This window comes from Paraburkholderia tagetis (genome assembly GCF_022213065.1).
GTDB lineage: Bacteria > Pseudomonadota > Gammaproteobacteria > Burkholderiales > Burkholderiaceae > Paraburkholderia > Paraburkholderia tagetis.
Genome location: NZ_JAKLJA010000031.1, coordinates 1 through 20,563, shown reverse-complemented (window position 1 = coordinate 20,563; position 20,563 = coordinate 1). Strand labels below are relative to the sequence as shown.

General features: G+C 59.4%; 15 protein-coding genes and 1 pseudogene. 7 read left to right on the top strand and 9 right to left on the bottom strand.

The window, feature by feature from the left end; all coding sequences use genetic code 11:
- The first annotated feature begins 116 nt into the window (after positions 1-116).
- Positions 117-1,247, top strand: coding sequence for a porin (locus tag L5014_RS27615; protein WP_238466977.1), 1,131 nt, complete (start codon positions 117-119; stop codon positions 1,245-1,247).
- 391 nt (positions 1,248-1,638) lie between these two features.
- The gene (locus L5014_RS27610; protein WP_238466976.1) at positions 1,639-1,917 is read left to right on the top strand and encodes an EAL domain-containing protein; all 279 of its coding nucleotides are present in this window, start codon (positions 1,639-1,641) and stop codon (positions 1,915-1,917) included.
- Here the strand turns inward: L5014_RS27610 and L5014_RS27605 are convergent.
- The 7 genes from L5014_RS27605 to L5014_RS27575 form a co-directional block, all read right to left on the bottom strand.
- On the bottom strand, positions 1,873-1,974 hold the full coding sequence (locus L5014_RS27605; RefSeq protein WP_238467034.1) for a response regulator: 102 nt from the start codon (positions 1,972-1,974) through the stop codon (positions 1,873-1,875). The two genes, L5014_RS27610 and L5014_RS27605, sit on opposite strands and share 45 nt — an antisense overlap.
- A 55-nt stretch (positions 1,975-2,029) precedes the next feature.
- The gene (locus L5014_RS27600; protein WP_238466975.1) at positions 2,030-2,227 is read right to left on the bottom strand and encodes a hypothetical protein; all 198 of its coding nucleotides are present in this window, start codon (positions 2,225-2,227) and stop codon (positions 2,030-2,032) included.
- A gap of 296 nt (positions 2,228-2,523) precedes the next feature.
- Entirely contained in the window at positions 2,524-3,705 is a 1,182-nt protein-coding gene (locus L5014_RS27595) for an alpha-hydroxy acid oxidase (RefSeq protein ID WP_238466974.1), read from the bottom strand.
- Positions 3,706-3,865: 160 nt separating this feature from the next.
- Positions 3,866-5,188: an MFS transporter gene (locus tag L5014_RS27590; protein ID WP_238466973.1), complete on the bottom strand. Its 1,323-nt coding sequence runs from the start codon at positions 5,186-5,188 to the stop codon at positions 3,866-3,868.
- Positions 5,189-5,324: 136 nt separating this feature from the next.
- Positions 5,325-6,044: a ribonuclease activity regulator RraA gene (locus L5014_RS27585; RefSeq protein WP_238467033.1), complete on the bottom strand. Its 720-nt coding sequence runs from the start codon at positions 6,042-6,044 to the stop codon at positions 5,325-5,327.
- Between the two features lie 47 nt (positions 6,045-6,091).
- On the bottom strand, positions 6,092-7,300 hold the full coding sequence (locus tag L5014_RS27580) for a porin (protein ID WP_420800150.1): 1,209 nt from the start codon (positions 7,298-7,300) through the stop codon (positions 6,092-6,094).
- 132 nt (positions 7,301-7,432) lie between these two features.
- On the bottom strand, positions 7,433-8,134 hold the full coding sequence (locus tag L5014_RS27575; RefSeq protein ID WP_238466972.1) for a FadR/GntR family transcriptional regulator: 702 nt from the start codon (positions 8,132-8,134) through the stop codon (positions 7,433-7,435).
- A 246-nt stretch (positions 8,135-8,380) separates the two neighbouring features.
- Here L5014_RS27575 and L5014_RS27570 point away from each other — a divergent pair, with 246 nt between their 5' ends.
- A complete protein-coding gene (locus L5014_RS27570; RefSeq protein ID WP_238466971.1) occupies positions 8,381-10,066 on the top strand; it encodes a sensor domain-containing protein in 1,686 nt (561 codons plus the stop codon).
- A gap of 485 nt (positions 10,067-10,551) precedes the next feature.
- Here the strand turns inward: L5014_RS27570 and L5014_RS27565 are convergent.
- Positions 10,552-11,741 (bottom strand): annotated as a pseudogene (locus L5014_RS27565) (IS110 family transposase).
- A gap of 670 nt (positions 11,742-12,411) precedes the next feature.
- Complete coding sequence (locus L5014_RS27560) at positions 12,412-13,320, bottom strand: LysR family transcriptional regulator (protein WP_238466970.1); 909 nt, start codon at positions 13,318-13,320, stop codon at positions 12,412-12,414.
- A 104-nt stretch (positions 13,321-13,424) separates the two neighbouring features.
- Here L5014_RS27560 and L5014_RS27555 point away from each other — a divergent pair, with 104 nt between their 5' ends.
- The 4 genes from L5014_RS27555 to L5014_RS27540 all read left to right on the top strand — a co-directional run bounded on the left by L5014_RS27555 (position 13,425) and on the right by L5014_RS27540 (position 20,412).
- The gene (locus tag L5014_RS27555) at positions 13,425-14,231 is read left to right on the top strand and encodes a phytanoyl-CoA dioxygenase family protein (protein WP_028221464.1); all 807 of its coding nucleotides are present in this window, start codon (positions 13,425-13,427) and stop codon (positions 14,229-14,231) included.
- Positions 14,232-14,459: 228 nt separating this feature from the next.
- Complete coding sequence (gene ydiJ, locus L5014_RS27550; protein WP_238466969.1) at positions 14,460-17,510, top strand: D-2-hydroxyglutarate dehydrogenase YdiJ; 3,051 nt, start codon at positions 14,460-14,462, stop codon at positions 17,508-17,510.
- A gap of 78 nt (positions 17,511-17,588) precedes the next feature.
- A complete protein-coding gene (locus L5014_RS27545) occupies positions 17,589-18,893 on the top strand; it encodes an MFS transporter (protein WP_238466968.1) in 1,305 nt (434 codons plus the stop codon).
- Between the two features lie 76 nt (positions 18,894-18,969).
- A complete protein-coding gene (locus L5014_RS27540) occupies positions 18,970-20,412 on the top strand; it encodes an aldehyde dehydrogenase family protein (protein WP_238466967.1) in 1,443 nt (480 codons plus the stop codon).
- The last annotated feature ends 151 nt before the right edge of the window (positions 20,413-20,563 follow it).

Sequence of the window (20,563 nt, the reverse complement as noted above, 5' to 3'; positions counted from 1 at the left end):
CCGCTGCACGGGCGTGAAATCTCTTTCCGCCGCGGACGAATACCCCTACATTCACTCACGGAGAATCATCGAATGATAAAACATGGCTGGGCTGGGCGCTGCCGTTCGCACTGCCCATGGCGATGGCGACGCCGGCGCATGCGCAAAGCAGCGTCACGCTGTACGGGCTTATCGACGCAGGCCTCGTCTATAGCAACAATCAGGGCGGACGACACAACTGGCAGCAGAGCGGCAGCGTGACGCAAAATACCGTGTTCGGCCTGAAGGGTGCCGAAGATCTCGGCGGCGGCCTGCAGATGGTCTTCAAGCTCGAACAGGGCTTCAATCCCAACAACGGCACAGCGGCGTTCGCGGGCGACGGCTTCGGTTCACAGGCGTGGGTGGGTCTGGAACATCGGGAATATGGCACGCTGACGTTCGGGCGTCAGTTTGACGTGTTCAACGATCTGGTCGGTCCCCTCACCGCCGAACTCAACCCATGGGGCGGCAGCATCGCGGCGCATCCGTTCGAGAACGACAATCTCGCGGCGAACTCGGTCGTCATCAACAACACGGTGAAGTACGTGAGTCCGGTCTATCATGGGATGACGGCCGAAGGCATGTATTCGTTCAGCAACCGGGCGGGTGGTTTCGGCGACAACCGCGCATACGGCTTCAGCGCGTCATACTCAGCGGGACCCTTCAATTTAGCCGCTGGTTATCTCCAGTTGAACAACGCAGGCGGTGGAATAGCGGCTACGAACCCCGGCGGCGCGGTATCCGTGAACGACGGGAGCGCCAACTTCGTCGCGGGGCGCCAGCGCATCTGGGGCGCGGGCGCGAACGGGGCGTTCGGTCCGGTGACGGTCGGTCTCGTCTGGAGTCACACGCAGATCGACGACATGGCGAGCGTACTGTCGCTCGGAGCCGGCTACATACCGCTCGATGGCACGTTGCGGCTCGACAACTATGAAGCCAATGTGCGCTATACCATTACGCCGGCGTGGAGTGTTTCGGCGGCATACACCTATACCGACGGTGCGTACGGCAATGCAGCGTCGGTCGCGTATCCGTCGTGGAATACGGTAATGCTGCAAACGGATTACGGCTTCTCAAAGCGCACCGACGTCGATCTCGAAGGCGTCTATCAGCACGTGCGCGGCGCGCCGCCTAATTCCGTGCTCGGCCAGGCGATGATCAACACGCTCGCTCCTTCGTCGACGCACACACAGGTAGCGGTGGCGGTCGGGCTACGGCACGCGTTTTGAGCTAGATTTCATTGGGACGCGCGATGCGCTCAAGCCGCGTCGGAAAGCCATGCCGGGATGCGGTGCGATCGCGGCGGCGTCCTCCAAAGCCACGCACGTACCACGCCCGTCGGAACGCGGTTGACTTACCGCATTGACTTTGCCGCTTCGCGGTCAATGGGTGTCGGAAGCGATAGGCAACCGGGTTGTCGACGGCTAGTGGCCGAGGGCGTGTGGAAACGGTTTTCTTACGGCTGCAGGTGAGTTCGCCATGCCGATCAATCGAATCCGGCAGGGCGGGCGCTAACGTAGCTTATCGAGCGCTAAAGAGCCCCTCAGGGCCTCAGGTTCAAGCCATCCTCATGGCGACATCCGCAGGATGGGCCGAGCAATTGGTCTCGTCGACGACCTCATGCGAGCCATCGTCGGCGCCGCAGATGCCACGGGCTTTCCGCTCTCGAGGCTGGCGCTTGAGATCACAGAGACGCGATTGATGCCGGACCGCCTCATATCGCTCGACATCGTCACGCGGCTGCGCCTGAAGCGAGTCAGTTTGTGCATAGACGATTTTGGAACCAGTCACGCATCGCTTGCGCACCTTCGCGACATTCCGTTCGATGAGCTCAAGGGTGGAAGATTCCAGCGACTATTTCTGAAGGAGACCATAACCTGTGGCCACGATTACCGGTAAATTCTCGCGAAATTCGCGGGCCTTCTCCATGACCTGCAATCCGTTCATACCGGGCATGGCATAGTCGACCATCAGCAGGTCAGGGTCGTCGACGCGAAGGCGCTCGAGACCGCTAACGAGCTTCAGAAACGGTGTACCCGAAAGCCTGCAGGCATTCGACAAGCATGCTTCGGACTTCCTCGTCGTCCTCGATGACAAGGATATGGCGTCCCTCCACAGCGCGGTTGTCCAGGTTTGAACCGGCGACGATTTCCTGCGTTTCCTTTTCCACGAGCGGCAACCACATCTCTACCGTGGCGCCTTTTCCCATGTCGCATCTCAATGCGCGCAATTCCGTCTGCCTGCCGTGTGTTCTCCTCAATCGCATACGATTTCATTGCACCGTGATTGCCCGCCGCTTGGACCTCTCCCGCTTGCCGATGCTTACGCTCAGGCAGCCATTGGAACGGTAGGGCAAGGAACCGGTGGTGGGCCGTCAGGCTGCTACCTGTCGACTGTTTGGGCTGCGATGCGGGTCGTTACGCACGAGTGCTGGCATCGGAGACAGACTCGGCCAACGGACAGCCAGCGCGATGAGGTCATCGCCTTCCGGAGGCTCGCATGCAATCATCGATTTCGGTCCGCACTCAGATCGCCGAGTTCGAACCTTAGCAGACGCAAAAACTCGGGCCCCAGCTCGTCGAGGCGGTTGACACCGAGCAGACCCATATCGGCATGAATCTCCGCCTTGACGAGACCGATTGCATGCTCCACGCCCACCTGACCGCCCACGCACGCCGCGTAGTTCATCGGCCGCCCGATGAAAGCGCATTTTGCGCCGAGAGCGACTGCCTTCAATACGTCGGTGCCACGTCGAAAGCCGCTGTCGATCATGAGCGGCATGTTCGGGCAGGCTTCCACGATGGGAGCGAGCATGCGTATCGGTGAGACGGAGCCGTCGAGCTGTCGACCGCCGTGGTTGGACACGATAATGCCGTCTGCGCCGAGATTGCGGGCAGCCGCGGCATCATCCGGATGCAGGATGCCTTTGATCACGAGCGGGCCCTTCCATCGCGCGCGGATTTCGCCGATCGCATCCCAGTCCAGGTGCTCACGCCCGCTGAAATCCCGGTTGGCCCGACGCGAGAGCAACGGCTCACCTCGTTGCGCCGAGGCATTCTCGAAATGCGGCATGCCGTGACGAAGCATCGTGCGCAGGAACGTGAAGAGAGACCAGGCCGGATGCGTCAGGCCGTCGAGTAACAGCTGAAAGTTCGGCCTGAGCGGAGTCCTGAAGCGGTTGCGCAAGTTGTTCTCCCGATTGGGCACCACGGACGAGTCCACGGTGACGACCAGCGTCGATACATTGGCGGCGCTGACTCTGTCCACCAGCGCGCGCATCTCCTCGAGCGTTTTTGGCATATAGACTTGAAACCATGTCCCCGGTGCGGCCTCGACGACTTCCTCAAGCCGGACGAGCGACGCTGCACTGAGTATCATGGGTACGCCGCATGCGCGCGCCGCCTGTGCCTGTGCGAGGTCGCCCCGGTAGCCCGTCAACGAGCTGATGCCCATTGGCGCGATGCCGATTGGGGACTCGTAGCGTATGCCGAAGAGTTCAATCGACTGGCTTCGTTGCGACACGTTGCGCAATACTCGTGGAACGAAGCCGAGTTCGTTGAACGCCGCGCGGTTGTCCGCGAGGGACGCATTGTCTTCCGTCGCGCCCGCGACGTAGCCGAAAAGAGGGCGCGGCAGCTTGCGTCTGGCCGCTGCTTCGAAATCGGCGAGCGACAGGAAGCCGCTCATTCGCCGGGAGACGCTTTTGGATTGCCTATTCATGATCATGCCGCGCAACGACCTTCAGTTTTCCAGTAGCCCCGCGCTTATCCGTCTTGCTCGCGTAGGGGGAGACGAGCGCGGGGACCGTTCGAATATACCTGGGAGTGAGAACAGGCTTCAGCGCGAATCAGCGCGTGGCCGTCACGGGATTGCTTCCGTCGCGCCCCGCAAGCCCCAGTCGCAGCCACACGACGAGCGCTCCGACCCCGAGCAACAGCAAGCTAACCGCGGGCACGAGCATCGGCGCCGACGTACTATGCATCGTCTTGCCGACCCACGGCATGATGTTTTGCGCCAGGAAGCCGCCGACGCTGGAGCCCGCGGCGATGACCGCGAGTGCGGCGGCGCCGCCCGCGCCTTTCATGAACGATGCGGGCAAGAGTCGCGGCGGCAGCGCCCAGAAGCACGGGATCATCAGATACAGGCACGGCGCGCCGAGAGAAAGCGCCGCGAAACGCACCGCATTCGAAAACGGCCCGACGCTCGCGACGAAGCACAAAATGCCGAGGAACGCGGCAGCGAACGCTGCCATCAGCACGGTTCTAGGCGTGCGCAAGCGGCGGGGGAGCCAGAGCAGCATGAGTGAAGTCAGGAACCACGGAATCATGTTGAGCATACCGTTGACACTGCTCGATACGCCAAAGCCCCGGACAAGTGTAGGGAGCCAGTAGGCGATACCGTAGATCGCAATGGAGATCGTGCCATAGCCGACCGAAAACAGCGCCACGGTCACGAGCGAGTTGAATGACCAAGCGCCGCCGGTCGCCTGGACCGGCGCAGGATCACGGCGCAGATTGTCCTCGATGATCTCCTTCTCGCGCTCGGAGAGAAAGCGCGCCGAGCGCGGATTGTCCGGCAGGAAGTACAGGGAGACGAACGTCAGCAGCACGGCGGGCGTGCCCGTCGTAAGAAACACCCACTGCCAGCCTTCAAGGCCAAGCAAACCATGCAGTTCGAGCGAGAAGCCTCCGATGAGCGAGCCGAGCATATTGCCCATGCTGCTGCCGAGCGTGAGCAGTCCGATGATGCCGGTGCGCTGGCGCTCCGGAAACCACATGCCGAGATAAAGAATGATGCCGGGATAAAGTCCCGCTTCGGCCGCGCCTAACAAGAAGCGCAGCACCTGGAACGCTGTTTCGGACGGCGTCCACGCCAGCAGCAGCGTCGCGACGCCCCACGTGAACATGATGCGCGAAATCCAGCGGCGCGCGCCATACCGATGCATCGCCAGATTGCTCGGCACCTCGCACAGCAGGTAGCCGATGAAGAACAGCGAAGATGCGAACCCGTACGACGCCTCGCTCATATGCAGGCTCGTGAGCATCTGCAATTTGGCGAATCCGATGTTCGCGCGGTCGATATAGGCGGTGAGAAAGATCGCGATGAGCAGCGGCACGAGCCGCCACGCCACGCGCGTGAAAAGTTGAGCTTCCAGACTACGGTTTGTCATTATGGTCTCCATGCCCGGCGGCTTTCACCGCTCGCCGTGGCGCTTGACGTTTTTGTGGCTGCGCGGCGCGCCAAAGGCATCGCGTCACTGTTCCGGCAAAATGGGGCTGGCGCGCGTCGTGGCGCCCCAGCCTGGCCTACGTGCTGCGGTTTGCTTGCCAGGCCTCGAATTCCGTGCGCGTCGATTCGTCGGGCGGATAGAGGCCGAACGTGCAACGGCCTTCGCGCACTCGCGCATCGACCCAGTCCTCGAAAAGCGTCATCGCGGCCGCTTCCTCGGCGATGTCGTTCGCGAGGTGCGCGGGAATGACGACCACGCCTTCGGCATCGCCGACGATGATGTCGCCGGGATACACGGCGACATCGCCACACGCGACCGGCACGTTCAGATCGACCGCATGGTGATGGATCAGGTTCGTCGGTGCGGACGGACGGACCGCATAGCACGGGAAATCGAGCGCGCGCAGATCCGGCGTATCGCGAAATCCGCCGTCGGTGACGATTCCGGCGACGCCGCGCATCTTCATCCGCGTGATAAGGATGCCGCCCGCAGAAGCGGCGCGCGGATCCTTGCGGGAATCGACGACCATCACATGACCTGCCGGAATTTCTTCGATGCCGCGCCGCTGCGGGTGACTGCGATCGGTGAAGACGGACATGGTGTCGAGGTCCTCGCGCGCCGGAATATAACGAAGCGTGAACGCCTCGCCGACCATCCGGGCCGCCGCTGGATTGACGGGGAGCACGCCCTGGACGCAGACGTTGCGCAGGCCCCGCTTGAAGAGTGCAGTGGTCAAGGTCGCCGTGCTGACGCCACGAAGGCGCGCGCGGTTCTCGCCGGTGAGGGAGCGGGTGATATTCACTGGAAACATCCTGTTGAAGGTGAGGCGAGGTGGGCGACTCGTCAGAACTTGTGGCGCATGGCGATACGAATGGCCGCCTGCTGGTCCGACGACGACGGCGTGAGGCCGTTGAGCGCAGCGCGTGCCGCGTGGCCGGTCGAGTCGGTACCTGATGCGTGTTGCAGAACACAGATCAGATAGAAGTCGGTTCGCTTGGAAACCGCATAGTCGGCAGCGACCGAGCCCTGGTGATACCTGGCGTCATGTGCGCCGCTGTTTTTCGTGTAGCTGTAGGCCGCGCCGAGCGACAGCGCCGGCGTCAATTGATACTGGAAGTCGAGTTCGGCGCTGTTGAAGGTCGCGGTGCCGCTCGCTCCTGTGGCGTTCAAGGCGCTTACCGTACCGCTCAGGTTCTTGAACTTGGTGTTGGAGTAAATGGCTCCTAGCGTCGCATGGCCGATCGCGTAGGTTACGCCGGCGCCGATGATCTGCTCGGTTTGCGCCGACGCATAACCGTTGATTACGGGCGAACTGCCGAAGTTGTTGCTCGCCGCCGTGGCGCCAACCGCCGTGCCGAAGAACGAGGCATTCGGGTTGCGTGCGTTGAGATACCCCGCGCCCACGTTGAGCGGACCGCTCGAATAGCCCACGCCCATGGACCAGATCTGATTCGCGCCGACGCTACCGGGAACGCCGCCGAAGCTATAAAGCGCTTCAGCCGAAAAACCGTTTGAAGTGACGGTGCGGTACTTGATCGCATTGTTCACGCGGTTCGCGTTGTTCAGATTGTCGACGTCAGCCGGATGTGCGCCGATGCTCCCCGAGAACATCGCGCTAGGCATGAGTGCATGCACATAATCGACGACCGGATCGTATTGGCGGCCGAGGGTAACCGATCCGAACTTCGTGGAGAGTCCGGCATAAGCCTGGCGACCAAATTCCAGCGAACCTTGGCCCATCCTGCCGTTGTTCACGTCAAAACCGTTCTCCAACACGAAGATCGCTTTGAACCCGCCACCCATGTCCTCCACGCCGCGCAGCCCCCAGCGACTGCCGCTGAGGATGCCGCTGGAGAGGCTGAACAGGTTATGCCCGTTGCCCGCGCTCGTTTGCACGTTGCTCGTGTAGTTCACGCCTTCGTCGACGATGCCGTATAACGTGACGCTGCCTTGCGCATGTGCCTTGCCGGCCGCCGTCAAGGCGCATGCGGCAACGAGACCTGCCAGCGGAAGATGTTTGAAGTAGGTTCGGACTTGGAATTGCTCTTTCACTGAATGTCTCCGGTTTGTAATTGGTTGGTATCGAAAGCGAGACGTGTATCGCTCATTGGTCAGAAAATCAGGTTGTCTGACAAAGTAGTGAAAAGAATGGCGGCACCCACGCTGGACATGGATGCCGCCGCGTTAGTCGTTGCGAGGCAGGTCAATGCCTTGACGCTTTGCCGCTGCGCGCAAATGGCGCTCGGCCGAGGCGGCTGCCTCGGCGCAATCGCCGCGTTCGATGGCGTCGAAGAGTTCACCGTGCTCGCGCCAAGCGAAGTCGCCCGCGTGGTGCGCCGTCTTTTCCCACTGCGCGCGCCGCGCTATCGCGAGCTGGCTATGCAGGAAGTCGTGGAACGCGACAAAGTACTCGTTTTTCGTCGCCGCCGCGATTGCGCGATGAAAGGCGACATCCGCCGCCGATGCCGCTTTGGAATCGTTGCGTTTCTTTTCCATTTCGCGGATCGCGTCACTCATGTGCTTGAGGTCCGCGCGTGTACGACGTCGCGCAGCCGCGGTGGCTGCCTGCGTTTCCATCCACAGACGAAGCTCGAACAATTGCGGAAGATTGATGCGATTGCCGTCGTGGCTGGGAAGGCGGAAAACCGTGCCCGAAGGCGTGTCCGAAATAAACGATCCGGCGCCCCGGCGCGCGGTCAGCACCCCGTCGGACTTCAACTGAGCGATCGCCTCGCGGACAACTGAGCGGCTGACATTGAGCCGCTCCGAGAGTTGCTGCTCGGTCGGCAAGCGAGATTCCGCGGGGAAGTTGCCCGCCTGAATCTCAGCGCGGATCGCTCCTACTACCCGCTGCACCAGCGAGTCAGGTCTTTCAAGTTCGAGCATTGCGTAGATGATTGATCAGGTTGTCGGACAATAGCGCGTTACGCGCGCCGTGTCAACGCCGATGGGCTCCGGGAACTACGGCGCTCGGAAAGCTCGACCGTCGTCACCGTTGCCATTGCCCGAGCGCCGGCGTTTGCCGGGCGGCCTCGTTCACCGTTCACAAACGTGGCGAAACTGTCCTACGATATCGGCTTGTGGCTATCAGACATATGGCAGACTTCGATAGTCTGTCAACGGAGGGCAGGCGTGGAAGACTTTCAAGTGCTCGATCACATCACGGACGGCGTAATGTTGCTCGACCGGCAGTGGAAGTTTCGAAACGTCAACCGCACCGCTGCGCGGCTGTTCAGACGTCCGTCGACGGAGTTGATCGGTCGCGAAATCTGGGCTGAGTATCCCGACCTTGTCGGATCGAGCTACGAGAAAGCTTATCGGCAGGCTGCCGAGACCGGATTGCCTAGCACCACGACTGAGTTCTACGCGCCGCTCGATACCTGGTTCGAAGCGCGGGCATCCCCCTGCGAATCCGGCATCACCGTGCTGGTGCGCGATGTTACCGAGGCGCGCGCGATGTCAGCGCGTTTGTCGGAGCAAGCCACGCATGATGCGCTCACCGGCCTCATTAACCGCCGGGAACTGCTTACCCGCCTTCACCGTCTCGTCGATGATGGCACCGCCGATTCCGTCGATGTGCTCTTCATCGACCTCGACCGCTTCAAAGAAATCAACGATTCGTTTGGCCATGCGGCTGGGGATGAAGTCATCCGCGTGATCGGCGAGCGTCTTTCTGGCTTGCTCGGTGAACGAGCCTATGCGTCGCGGATCGGCGGTGACGAGTTCGTGGTATTCCTCGTTGACGCGCCCGAAGACGACGCCGCGCGCGTTGCTCGCAACATCATAGGTCGGTTGCGGGAGCGCATTGAGACGCCGTCCGTGCGCGCGTCGGTAAGCGCAAGCATCGGGTTGGCGCGGTACCCCATGTCGGCGGCGAGTGCCGACCTGTTGCTGCGCAATGCAGACACCGCCATGTATCAGGCGAAGCGCCTGGGCGGTTCGCATGTGTGGTCGTTTAGCAAGGAGGACGCGCAGCGTCTCTCGCATCGCCTTCGGCTACGCGCGGATCTGGAGAGTGCTAGCGCGGCGCGCCAGTTCGAATTGCATTATCAGCCGCAACTGAACTTGGACACCGGCTGTATCTATGGTGCAGAAGCGCTCTTGCGATGGAACCATCCCGAACTAGGGCTCCTTGCGCCTGCCGCTTTCCTCGATGTCCTGCTCGATTCGCCAACCTACGAGGCGACGGCCGAGTGGTTGATCCAACACGCATTACGCCAGGCGGCGGAATGGCAGGTCGCCGACCTTATGCGGTTCAAGGTCGCCGTGAACCTGTCGGCTGAGATGATTCAGAGCTCCGATCTTGCTGCACTGGTCTCGAAGGCAACCGAGGCGGCCGGCGTATGCGCTTCAGTCCTCGACATCGAAGTGACTGAGACGGTCATCGTGAGTGACTTCGTGGCCGTTTCGCGCTCGCTCGCAGCTGTCCGGGAACTGGGCGCGACCGTCTCGCTCGACGATTTTGGCACCGGCTACTCGAGCCTTTCGTACCTGACCAAGTTGCCCGTCGACTGCATCAAGATTGATAAGTCGTTCGTGCAGCAACTCTCCGTCGATGAGACTCGCCGGCAGGCTCGTGCGACGATTGAAGCGATGGTGGCGCTCGCTCGCGCCCTTGGTATGGAAACGGTAGCGGAAGGCGTGGAGAATGAGGAGCAACTCGCGTTCGTCAGTAAGCTTGGGTGCGATGCCGCGCAAGGATACTTCATCGGCAAGCCAGTGCCCGCTGCCGGCCTCGATCCTTATGCAAGATTGCAGTTCGCTGCACGGGCCACGTCGTCGCCACATAAAGCAGTTGCTGCTCCTGAAAGTCGATAGCCGTCGGACCTTGCACTTTCGTTGAACGTGGGCCGCGGCCGGCGACGCGCCGTCGGGGATGGCGAGCGACTGGCCGTTGCACCTCGTCAAGACACGCTCGGTGTACCCAGAGTTGAACGGCCGAGTCATGCCCTGAGATGGTCAGTCAAGGTTTTTCGGGGGTGTCGTCGGCGAAATCTGTGGTTGATATTGAGACCGCTGGTGAAGTCATGAGCGATTCGGTTCCTAAATGCTCGCTGTTGGTCTGTATGGTCGGAAGCGAGAAGGCGCCGCTTCCGGCCATTCAGGTAGCGTATTTTGCTTGCGTGGCGTCAAGTGTTCGCTTCGCTGGACTACGTCCACACTTGACGCCGCACGACGAGGAGTGGGAGGTCGAACCTCCCCCATTGAAAGCCCGCCGGCCGGCCCGTGGACAACTCGCGACAAGCCATCAAACGGAACCCACCGACCCGAGGACCAGCTACGTAACCGTCGACCAGAACGGGTTACCCCGGAAGTTCCAGGTTCTTGAGAAGTGACGAGCCGCGCTTCCTGAGGGCGTTGAGGTAGATGCTCTCGTCGTACCGCGTTCCGGTCTGCCAGCAGCGGTAGAGGATCCGTATCAACTTGAACGCCAATGCCCTGACGGCGGCCTGATGCGAGCTGCCCTTCGCCCGCTGTTGCCGGTAATAGGCGCCCGCCCAGAACGATTTGTTGATGGTCTGGGCGGCCCATCAACGAAGGTCTGGCGCAGGAAGGTCGGGCATTGCCAGCGCCAGTGGACCCAGCACTTCTTGCCGCTGCGCTCGGTGACCGGCGCGATGCCGGAGTACTTCTGCAGTTCATCAGCGCCCTGGAAGCGGTCACGTTGCTCGCCGAATGCGGCGAGCAGGCGCGGCATCAGATGCGGACCTGCGCCGGGCAGGCTGTCAAACAGGCCGAAGTCAGGGAGCGTGCGTGCGACTGCCGCGATTTCCTTGTCGAACACGTCGATCGCAGCGAGCGCTGTGCGCAGTTGCGCCACCAGCATCAGGGCGAGCAACCGGTGAGGTGCAACGATACCGGGATCGTCAGTAAGCGGCACAGCGCAGCGGATCGACTGCAGACGTTCTTCGATAAGTTTGGCCCGGCGACAGTTGTGCACATGGAAGAAAGTTTCAAGGGTCTTCCTGCTGGCACGCCTGACTGCTGGCAGAGTTGACCAGCGGGTCAGGAAATCACAGAACAGCACCGTATCGATGTCCTCGAACCATTCCAGGGTTTGAGGTTCGATCAGGCTCAGCAAGGAACGCATGCCGGCGCTCTGCGGCCTGAGCGCGCTGAACCGCTCGGGATGGCGTAGCAGCAGGTCGAGTGCCAGTTCGGCATCGGTGGGATCGTCCTTGGCCCGGCTCGGCTTGAACGCCTCACGGTACTTCGCAAGCATTGATGGGTTGATCGGGAACAGTGTCAAGAACGCATGTTTCTGCAACACGGAGACGATTGGCCCTCTGGCCAGCTCCAGAGCAATCGCGATGGGGCCACCAAAGCGCTGATGTAACGCCTTTGCCCATTCAGCAATGCGTGTAACCTGGTGAGCGATGCAGTCGAACTCGCGCCTGTCGTCGCCAGCCTGCTGCAGGCAGATGTCATGTTTGGTATCGGCCCAGTCGATGCCGACGAAAGCCTTGAAATGCTGGTTTGATAGAGGTGCCATCTGAACCTCCGCAACTGATAGATTACCCGGTAGGGACATGCATGCTTGCGTTCAGCGAAGGCAATATAGTGAGCCGGTGCGACGGCGAACCCTGAGTATTCGTTATCGGACGCAAGCGCACCCGGTGGACTCGAAGCTAACTCGGCAATCGTCCAGGCGTTTGGGTCGACTTATTCGTAGTCCACAGGTGCATGTCCCGCCTCGACTGGCAGCGAGCTGCCAGTCCCACCAGTGTATCGATGAAAGCGGGACGGAGTATCTATAGTCGACTGCTGGCCGACGAGGCCAATCTATGGCCGACCTCGCGCGCCGTCCACGTCTGGCCGGGCTCGGCCATGTGCAATCGTTGGTTTCGACGGCATGAAAGGACAGTCGAACGGCGGCTTTGCACCGTATAGCTGTCCGTCACCCAGCTATTGTGATCAAGACATCTCCGTGCGCCGACTATATCCCCCGATAATTTGGCCGCTGTCCTAGCTGATGCGGATCGTGCCAAAGCGAGACATGACGTTAAATGAACTGCTTCAGCGGCTTCACACTGCTTTCTAACGCGACCGGACAAGCAGTCAAATCAACGCTACATACGTCGGACGCAAATCAAAGCAGTTGTGCTGACAGTTCAACCGGAAAAACTAACCTGTTCATCGCAATTGAAGTCGTACCGCTTGCCTTACTCGACCTTCGCTTTGCCCGGTGCGTGCGCGGCTATTTCGCACGCGAGTTGAACAAAAGAGCCTAGCGCAGCGGGCGGGTTGGGTTCCTTCCACGCGAGGTAGAGTTCGCTTTGCGCGTGCTGTTCGCGCAGCGGACGATAAACGACGTTGTCCATGTGCGTTCGCTGAACCGACGCAGGTACGAGCGTCACACCAAACCCGGCGCTTACGAGTCCAAGGGACGCGTAGATCTGTCCCATTTCGAAGCTCGTGGAGGGAGAGAAGCTGGCCAGTGCGCACAACTGGTTTATGGTGGCGTGATAGTCCGGCGCGACATCTTTCCGGTAATTGATGACGCGCAGGTGCATACAGTCCTTGATGGAAATCTGCCGTTTGGCTGCGAGAGGGTTGTCCTTGGCGATGGCAACGTAAAACGGCTCCTGAAGCAACAAGACGCTGTTCAGTTGAGTATCCGGCGGCAACGAGCGGACGAACGCCAGATCGACCTCCCCTCGGTCCAGAGCATTGATCTGTTCCGCAGAGGAAAACCATCGAAGTTCGACTGTCACCGCGGGATAACGATGCTGGAATTCACGCAAGAGCGGTGGCAGCAGTGTGTACGCGATGTGCTCGAAGAACCCGACCGCCACCCGGCCGATTTCCCCTCTTGCTGCGCGTTGTGAATCCACGATCGCGGAGTTCGTGTCCGCCAGAATTCGCCTGGCCCGTTCTTCGAAAACCTGGCCCGCCGATGAAAGAAAGACACGTTTGCCTTGGCGCTCGAAAAGCGCCACGCCGAGTTCCTCTTCCAGTTCCCGTATCTGCCGGCTCAACGGCGGTTGGGCCATGTGCAGTTCCTCCGCCGCCTTCGTGAAGTTGAGTGTGCGTGCCACTACCAGAAAGTAGCGAAGATGACGTAGCTCCATTTGGAACCTTTTAGGTATCAATACGCAACTTATTATATCTTTTACATTGGACTCGTGGGGTCTTAGGATCATGACAGCACACCAACAAGTCAGGAGATCCCCTCATGAAACTTACCGCGTCACAGTTGGAAGCGTACGAGCGCGATGGATTCGTTGTTCTGCCGGAGCTTTTCTCGGAAGAAGAAGTCGAGCATATGAAGAGCGAGTTGCGCCGGATTCAGAAGATCGACACCGACCATCTCGTCCGTGAAAAAACGGGCGGCATCGCGAAGACGATCTACAAAGTTCACGAAACAGAAAGTCCGACGGCATCGGCGGTCTTTCACTCGGCAGTGCGCTCCCCCAGATTGCTCCAGCCGGCCCAACAACTGATCGGCGATCCCGAACTCTACGTCTATCACACGAAGTGCAATCTGAAGACGGCTATCGACGGCTCCGTCTGGCAATGGCATCAGGACTTCGGCACCTGGCATATCGACGGCGTGAAAGAACCGCAGATGACAACCGCGTTGGTCATGCTCGACGAGCCGACCGAAATGGGCGGATGTCTCTACTTCATCCCGGGAAGCCACAAGCTTGGTTCACTCGATCCGACGTTCGATGAGGCAACCGGTTACCGCTTCTACGTTGTACCCAAGCCGACGATGCTCGATATTTTGTCCAGTCATCCCAAGGCCGTGCCTATCATGGGCCGCCCGGGAACAGTCGTGTTCTTCGACGCCAACATCGTGCATTCCTCGGGTCACAACCTCTCCGGTGACGATCGATGGCAGGCCTATGTCGTCTACAACCAGGTGAAGAACAAGCCTGAACAGGTCGAGCAGCCGCGACCGGATTATGTGCGTTCGACTAATTTCGTTCCTCTCGAGGTTGGCTCAGACGAGATTCTCGACAGAGTTCAGATCGGCTGAACTTGCGCGCGCGCCGCTCGCCGGGACGCATGTACCTGGCGAGCAGCGGCAAGTCACATCAACAGGGTAAGCCTTATCTCCTGAATGTCGGGCAGCCGACGCGTGACCTCGCGTCTTCTCTCCGAATGCGGCCATCACGACAACGCGTCGGGCCTGTTGCTCTGATGGACGCAAGTGAAGCGATACGTACGCAGAGTGCCGCGCAAGGACGCATGAAAGGTAAGCGACATGAAGGTCATAAAGATAAAACTGGAAGAAGCACGAGACACTACTTCCGAAGCAGCGTTTCTCGAAGCTCTGCGGGTTGCGGGACTGGAGGGCGAGATCGACGTCAGCCATGCGACGCGCACGGTACTCGCAACGGACAATTCGATCTATCAGCGCAGACCCACGGCTGCGATTTTCCCTCGCAACGCCGCTGACGTTGAGCGCATCGCGCGGCTGCTCGCCGAGGAGCGATTTCGAAGCGTCGTGGTATCGCCCCGAGGCGGTGGCACCGGCACCAACGGCCAGTCCTTGACCGACGGTATCGTCGTCGACCTGTCCCGTCACATGAACCGCATCATTGAAATCGATCCAATTAAACGCACGGCAAGGGTTGAGGCAGGCGTCGTCAAGGATCAATTGAATGCGGCTCTCAAACCGCACGGATTATTCTTTGCTCCGGAACTGTCCACGTCGAATCGCGCCACAATTGGTGGAATGATCAGCACGGACGCCAGCGGACAAGGCAGCTGCACCTATGGAAAAACGCGCGACCACGTCATCGCTCTGAAAAGCGTGTTGCTTGGAGGCGTTCCGCTCGTCTCCGAGCCGGTCGATGATGCAGCACTGGAACAGCTTTGCGCACGGACGGATATTGTCGGACGGGCCTACAGAACTGCCCGCGAGATTTCCGACAACCAGGCTGAACTCATACGAGACACTTTCCCGCCGCTTAATCGCTGCCTGACGGGCTACGATCTCGCGCATCTTCGCGAACGGGACGGAAGGCTGAACCTGAATAGCCTGATTTGCGGCGCGGAGGGTACGCTCGGCTTCGTTGTAGAGGCGACATTGAACGTGTTGCCGATACCGCTTCATTCGGCGCTGGTGAACGTCCAGTATGAAGGATTCATGGATGCGCTGAGGGATGCGCGCGCTCTGATGGAACATCGACCGCTGTCTATCGAGACGGTGGACTCCACGGTACTCGCGCTAGCCCGCGATGACGTTGTCTGGACTTCCATATCCGAGTTCTTCCCGGACTATAACGACAAGCGAAGCGCTCAAGGTATCAACCTCGTTGAATTTAGCGCCGATGATCTCGGTCAGCTGCAAAGCCGTGTCGCTGAATTTGTCGAGCACATCAGGACGGACCAGAGCGTTCGGCGTCTCGGCCACACGATCGCCTGGGGACATGTGGCGGTCAACCGTGTTTATGCAATGCGAAAGCGCGCAGTCGGCCTTCTTGGCAACGTACGCGGTAGCAGGCGGCCACAGCCGTTTGTCGAGGACACGGCTGTCCCTCCGGAGCAGCTTGCGGAGTACATCGCAGAGTTTCGTGCGTTGCTCGATTCCCATGGTTTGAAGTATGGGATGTTCGGCCATGTCGACGCTGGCGTGCTGCACGTGCGTCCTGCGCTCGATCTGAGAGACCCCGATGATGTTGCCTTGATCAGGCCCATCTCGGATGCCGTGTCCGCGCTCACCATGAAGTACGGCGGACTTCTTTGGGGCGAGCACGGGAAGGGTGTGCGCTCGGAGTATGCACCGGCCTTCTTTGGGCGCCTTTACCCCTCCTTGCAGCAAATCAAGGCAGCGTTTGACACGTTTAACCAGCTCAATCCGGGAAAGATCGCCGTACCTGAAGGCGTCGATAGCACGCTTCTCAAGATCGATGCCATCACCTTATCAGGTGAGCTAAATCGTGAGATCAGCGACGCCGTATGGGAAGCGAATAGTGACGCAGTTCAATGTAATGGAAATGGCGCTTGCTTCAATTTCGATCCGGACGATTCGATGTGTCCGTCATGGAAAGCGACACGTCAACGCATTCATTCGCCGAAAGGCCGTGCGTCGTTGATGCGTGAGTGGTTACGTCTGCAGGTAGCGGCAGGTACCGACGTGATCGCACGACCGCGTGCGATGCGCTTACCCGTACGTTTCTTGAATTCGCTGCGTCGCGGTCGAAACAAAGAAGATTTTTCGCACGAGGTGTATGAGGCGATGAGCGGCTGCCTCGCCTGCAAATCTTGCGTCGCCCAGTGTCCTGTCAAGGTGAACGTCCCGGAGTTCCGATCGCGATTCCTGGAGCATTACCACACGCGATATCTTCGCCCGGCTCGCGACTACATGATTGCTTCTCTCGAATACACTATCCCACGGCTAGTCTCCATGCCCGGTGGGCGACAGTTTTACAACGGCGTTGTGGAAAGCCGGTTCGCGCGACTATTGCTCAAGCACGTTGTTGGAGTGGTCGACACACCGAGTATCGCCCAGAGCGAAGTCAGGAAAGCGATCCGGTGCGCTATTGCGACGCCTGAGCTTCTGATGCGCATGGACGCAAGCGAACGCGAGCGTTGCGTGGTCATTGTTCGCGACACTTTCACGCGTTTCTTTGGTGGAGACGTCGAAACTGCTTTTGTCGAACTCGCGGAATCTTTGGGATTTCGCGTCCTTTTTGCACCCTTTCATCCAAATGGTAAGCCGCTTCACGTTCTGGGCTTTCTGACACGATTTGCGCGAGCCGCACGTAAGAACGCCCAGACGCTGCTCGATATTGCTAATACGGGCGTCACGTTGGTTGGAGTCGACCCGGCCATGACGCTGACGTATCGCCAGGAATATTCCAAGGTACTCGGGAGCGAAAACGTCCCGAATGTGTTGCTGCCACAAGAGTGGCTCGCGGCTGCGATCACTTCGTCACACACGCCTATCGAGAGACGCAAGTCGTTCAAGTTACTAGCTCATTGCACGGAGAAGACGAATGCCGCGCAAGCTACGGCGCTTTGGAAAGCGGTCTTTGCCGCGGCGGGTCTGGACTTGGCGATGCCCACGACGGGGTGTTGCGGGATGTCGGGCACTTACGGTCATGAAGCGAGGAACCTGGCTACATCGACCGACATTTTCGCGCTGTCGTGGGCGTACCAGATTCCTGAGTCTGCTTACCCGACCATCAACGAAGAAAGCCCAGAGGTCCTGGCGACAGGCTATTCCTGTCGCTGTCAGGTCAAGCGTCTGCGGGGCAAGACGCTTCGTCACCCCGTGCAGGTGCTCGCGGATATCTACCGCCGATAGTCGTTAGATGTAACTCCGGACGTCGCGCTGTTCAATACGTAAACTGATACTTACTTTCCGAGAATATAAGGAGACGGAATGATCGAGAAGTCCAAGAAATTAAAGCGCATACAGGTAGCATCAATAGCGCTTCTGACGCTGGCCGGGATTGTCAACTATCTCGATCGGAGCACGTTGTCTATCGCGAACCATTCCGTCAGCAGTGAACTAGGGTTGTCGGCATCTCAGATGGGAATATTGCTGTCTGCCTTTTCGTTTGCTTACGCCTTTGCGCAACTGCCGGTCGGGGTGCTTCTCGACAAATTTGGTTCGCGAGTGATGCTCGGACTTGGGATGTTCGTCTGGTCCGCCGCTCAGTTTAGCGGAGGACTCGTAGCAAGCCTTCATCAGTTCATCATCGCGCGTATCGCGCTCGGAGTAGGTGAATCGCCAAACTTTCCGGCTGGCGCAAAAGTAGTCAGCGAGTGGTTTGGCATTCGTGAGCGAGGTCGACCGACGGGCATCTTCATTACTTCCTCGACGATTGGGCCGGCTCTCGCGCCCCCGATTTTGACTGTGATGATGCTGTCGTTCGGCTGGCGGCAAATGTTCATGATCATGGGTGGCTTCGGAATTGCGGTGTCGATCGGCTGGTACTTGATCTATCGTGACCGGAAAAGCGTAAAGCTCTCGGATGGAGAAACTGCCTATCTGAACGAAGGTGCGAGCGATGCTAAGGTCGAGCGCAAGATGACCATGTCGGAATGGCGCAATCTGTTTCTGACGCGTACCACCTGGGGCATGATTCTCGGCAATGCGGGCATTATCTATATGCTGTGGCTCTATCTGACATGGCTGCCTGCGTATCTCGAGCGCGAGCGTCATTTGTCGCTCGCCAGCACGGGATGGCTGGTGTCGATCCCCTATCTTTTCGGCACGATCGGCATGCTATCGAGCGGCTTCGTCGCTGATGCGTTGCAGGCCCGCGGTGTCGCGCCGGTTCGCAGTCGAAAATGGCCTATCTGTGTTGGTCTGATCGGCGGGGCTGTATTCACGGTTCCCGCCGCGTTCACCCCGAATCTGACACTTGCGATCTTCTATCTCAGCGTAGCGATGTTCTTTGTCCAGATGGCATGTGGTGCGAGTTGGGCGCTCGTGTCTGTGGCTGCGCCCCGGCACATGGCGGCATCCCTTGCGAGTATTCAGAACTTCGGCGGTTATTTCGGCGGCTCGTTCGCGCCTTTCGTCACCGGTGTTGTCGTCGATCGGACGCATTCATTTGTCGACGCATTCCTTATCAGTGCCGGAATCGCGCTTCTGGCTGCGCTCGTCTATGCATTTGTGGTGGGAAAGCGCGTCGATGAGCCGAAGGTCGTCGTGTCGACACCGCCGCTCGCGACGTGAGGGTTTTCGCAGGGCGGTATAACCGTTCATAAGATCTCCAATACACGGAAAGACTTCTTTTATTTGGCGAAGTTAAATGAATCAGTATAGAAACCTGATCAACGGTGAGTGGGTGGCCGGCGATCACTGGCGACCCAATGTGAGTCCTTCAGATAGCAAAGATGTAATCGGTGAGTACGCCGACGCCGATGCGCTGCAGACTGAGATCGCAGCCGCTGCGGCACGTGAGGCCTTTCGCTCATGGTCAAAGAGTGGTCCACAGGAACGCTTTGAATTACTAGACCAGACGGCCTCGATCATCCTGTCTCGGAAGGCGGAGCTGGCGAGACTGCTATCGCGAGAGGAGGGCAAAACGCTTTCGGAAGCCGCCGCCGAAGTGCAGCGAGCGGGGCAGATCTTCAAGTTCTTCGCCGGAGAAGCATTGCGAATCAATGGCGAACTACTTCCATCGATTAGATCAGGTCTGACGGTCGAGGTCACCCGGGAACCGATAGGCGTGGTTGGTCTCATCACACCGTGGAACTTCCCGATCGCAATACCGGCCTGGAAGATCGCACCGGCTCTTGCGTACGGGAATTGTGTCGTGATCAAGCCAGCAGAACTGGTGCCGGGATGTGCGTGGGAACTCGTGAAAATTCTGTCTGACGCCGGGGCGCCGCCTGGTGTCGTCAACCTGCTGATGGGACCCGGTGCGGCCGTGGGTGAAGCGCTCGTGCGGTCTTCCAACGTCGATGCAATAAGCTTCACGGGCTCGGCGATGACGGGTCAGACTGTCGCCGAAAAATGCGTGTCGAGCGGAAAAAAGGTCCAGCTAGAAATGGGGGGGAAGAATCCGATGGTCGTGCTCGACGACGCCGATATGGACGTCGCGGTCGATGTCTGCATCAACGGATCTTTCTATTCGACTGGACAGCGTTGCACTGCATCGAGTCGTCTAATCGTCGGTCGCGGCATTCATGACTTGTTCGTCGAAGCAATGCATGCACGCATGAGACTGCTGAAGGTAGGCAACCCGCTGGATTCGCAGACGCAAATAGGGCCGGTCGTCGATGCGAGGCAGCTTGCGCAGGACGAACGTTATATTCGACTCGCAGGGCGTGAAGGGGGAAGCGTGTTCGGCGGTGCTCGTGTAGATGCCGACACGGAAGGATTTTTTCTTGCGCCTGCATTGGTGACCGGTACGCACCCATCCATGACGATCAATCAGGAAGAGGTGTTCGGCCCGGTTGCGTCGGTCATTCAGGTCAATGATTATGACGAGGCGCTTGCCGTAGCCAACGATACGCGCTTTGGATTGTCCGCAGGAATTTGCACGACGTCGCTCAAGTACGCAAGCCATTTCAAGCGAAACGTCGAGGCCGGCATGGTGATGATCAACACGCCGACGGCCGGGGTCGACTACCATGTGCCGTTCGGCGGCCGCAAAAAGTCCAGCTACGGAGCGAGAGAACAGGGCAGCTATGCGCAAGAGTTCTTCACGACGGTGAAGACCGCTTACATCGCGGCGGGTGTCGTGTGACCTAGGGTCCCTCGCCCCATTGTTTGATGGTAAGCGGTAGTTTCTGCCGCGCCTAGCGCGGCCGGATCAAGAGGATCAAGCTGCGTCCGCAACTTCAACATTGCGGACGCAACTTATGACTGACACACAAACTGACTTTGACTTTCTTCCG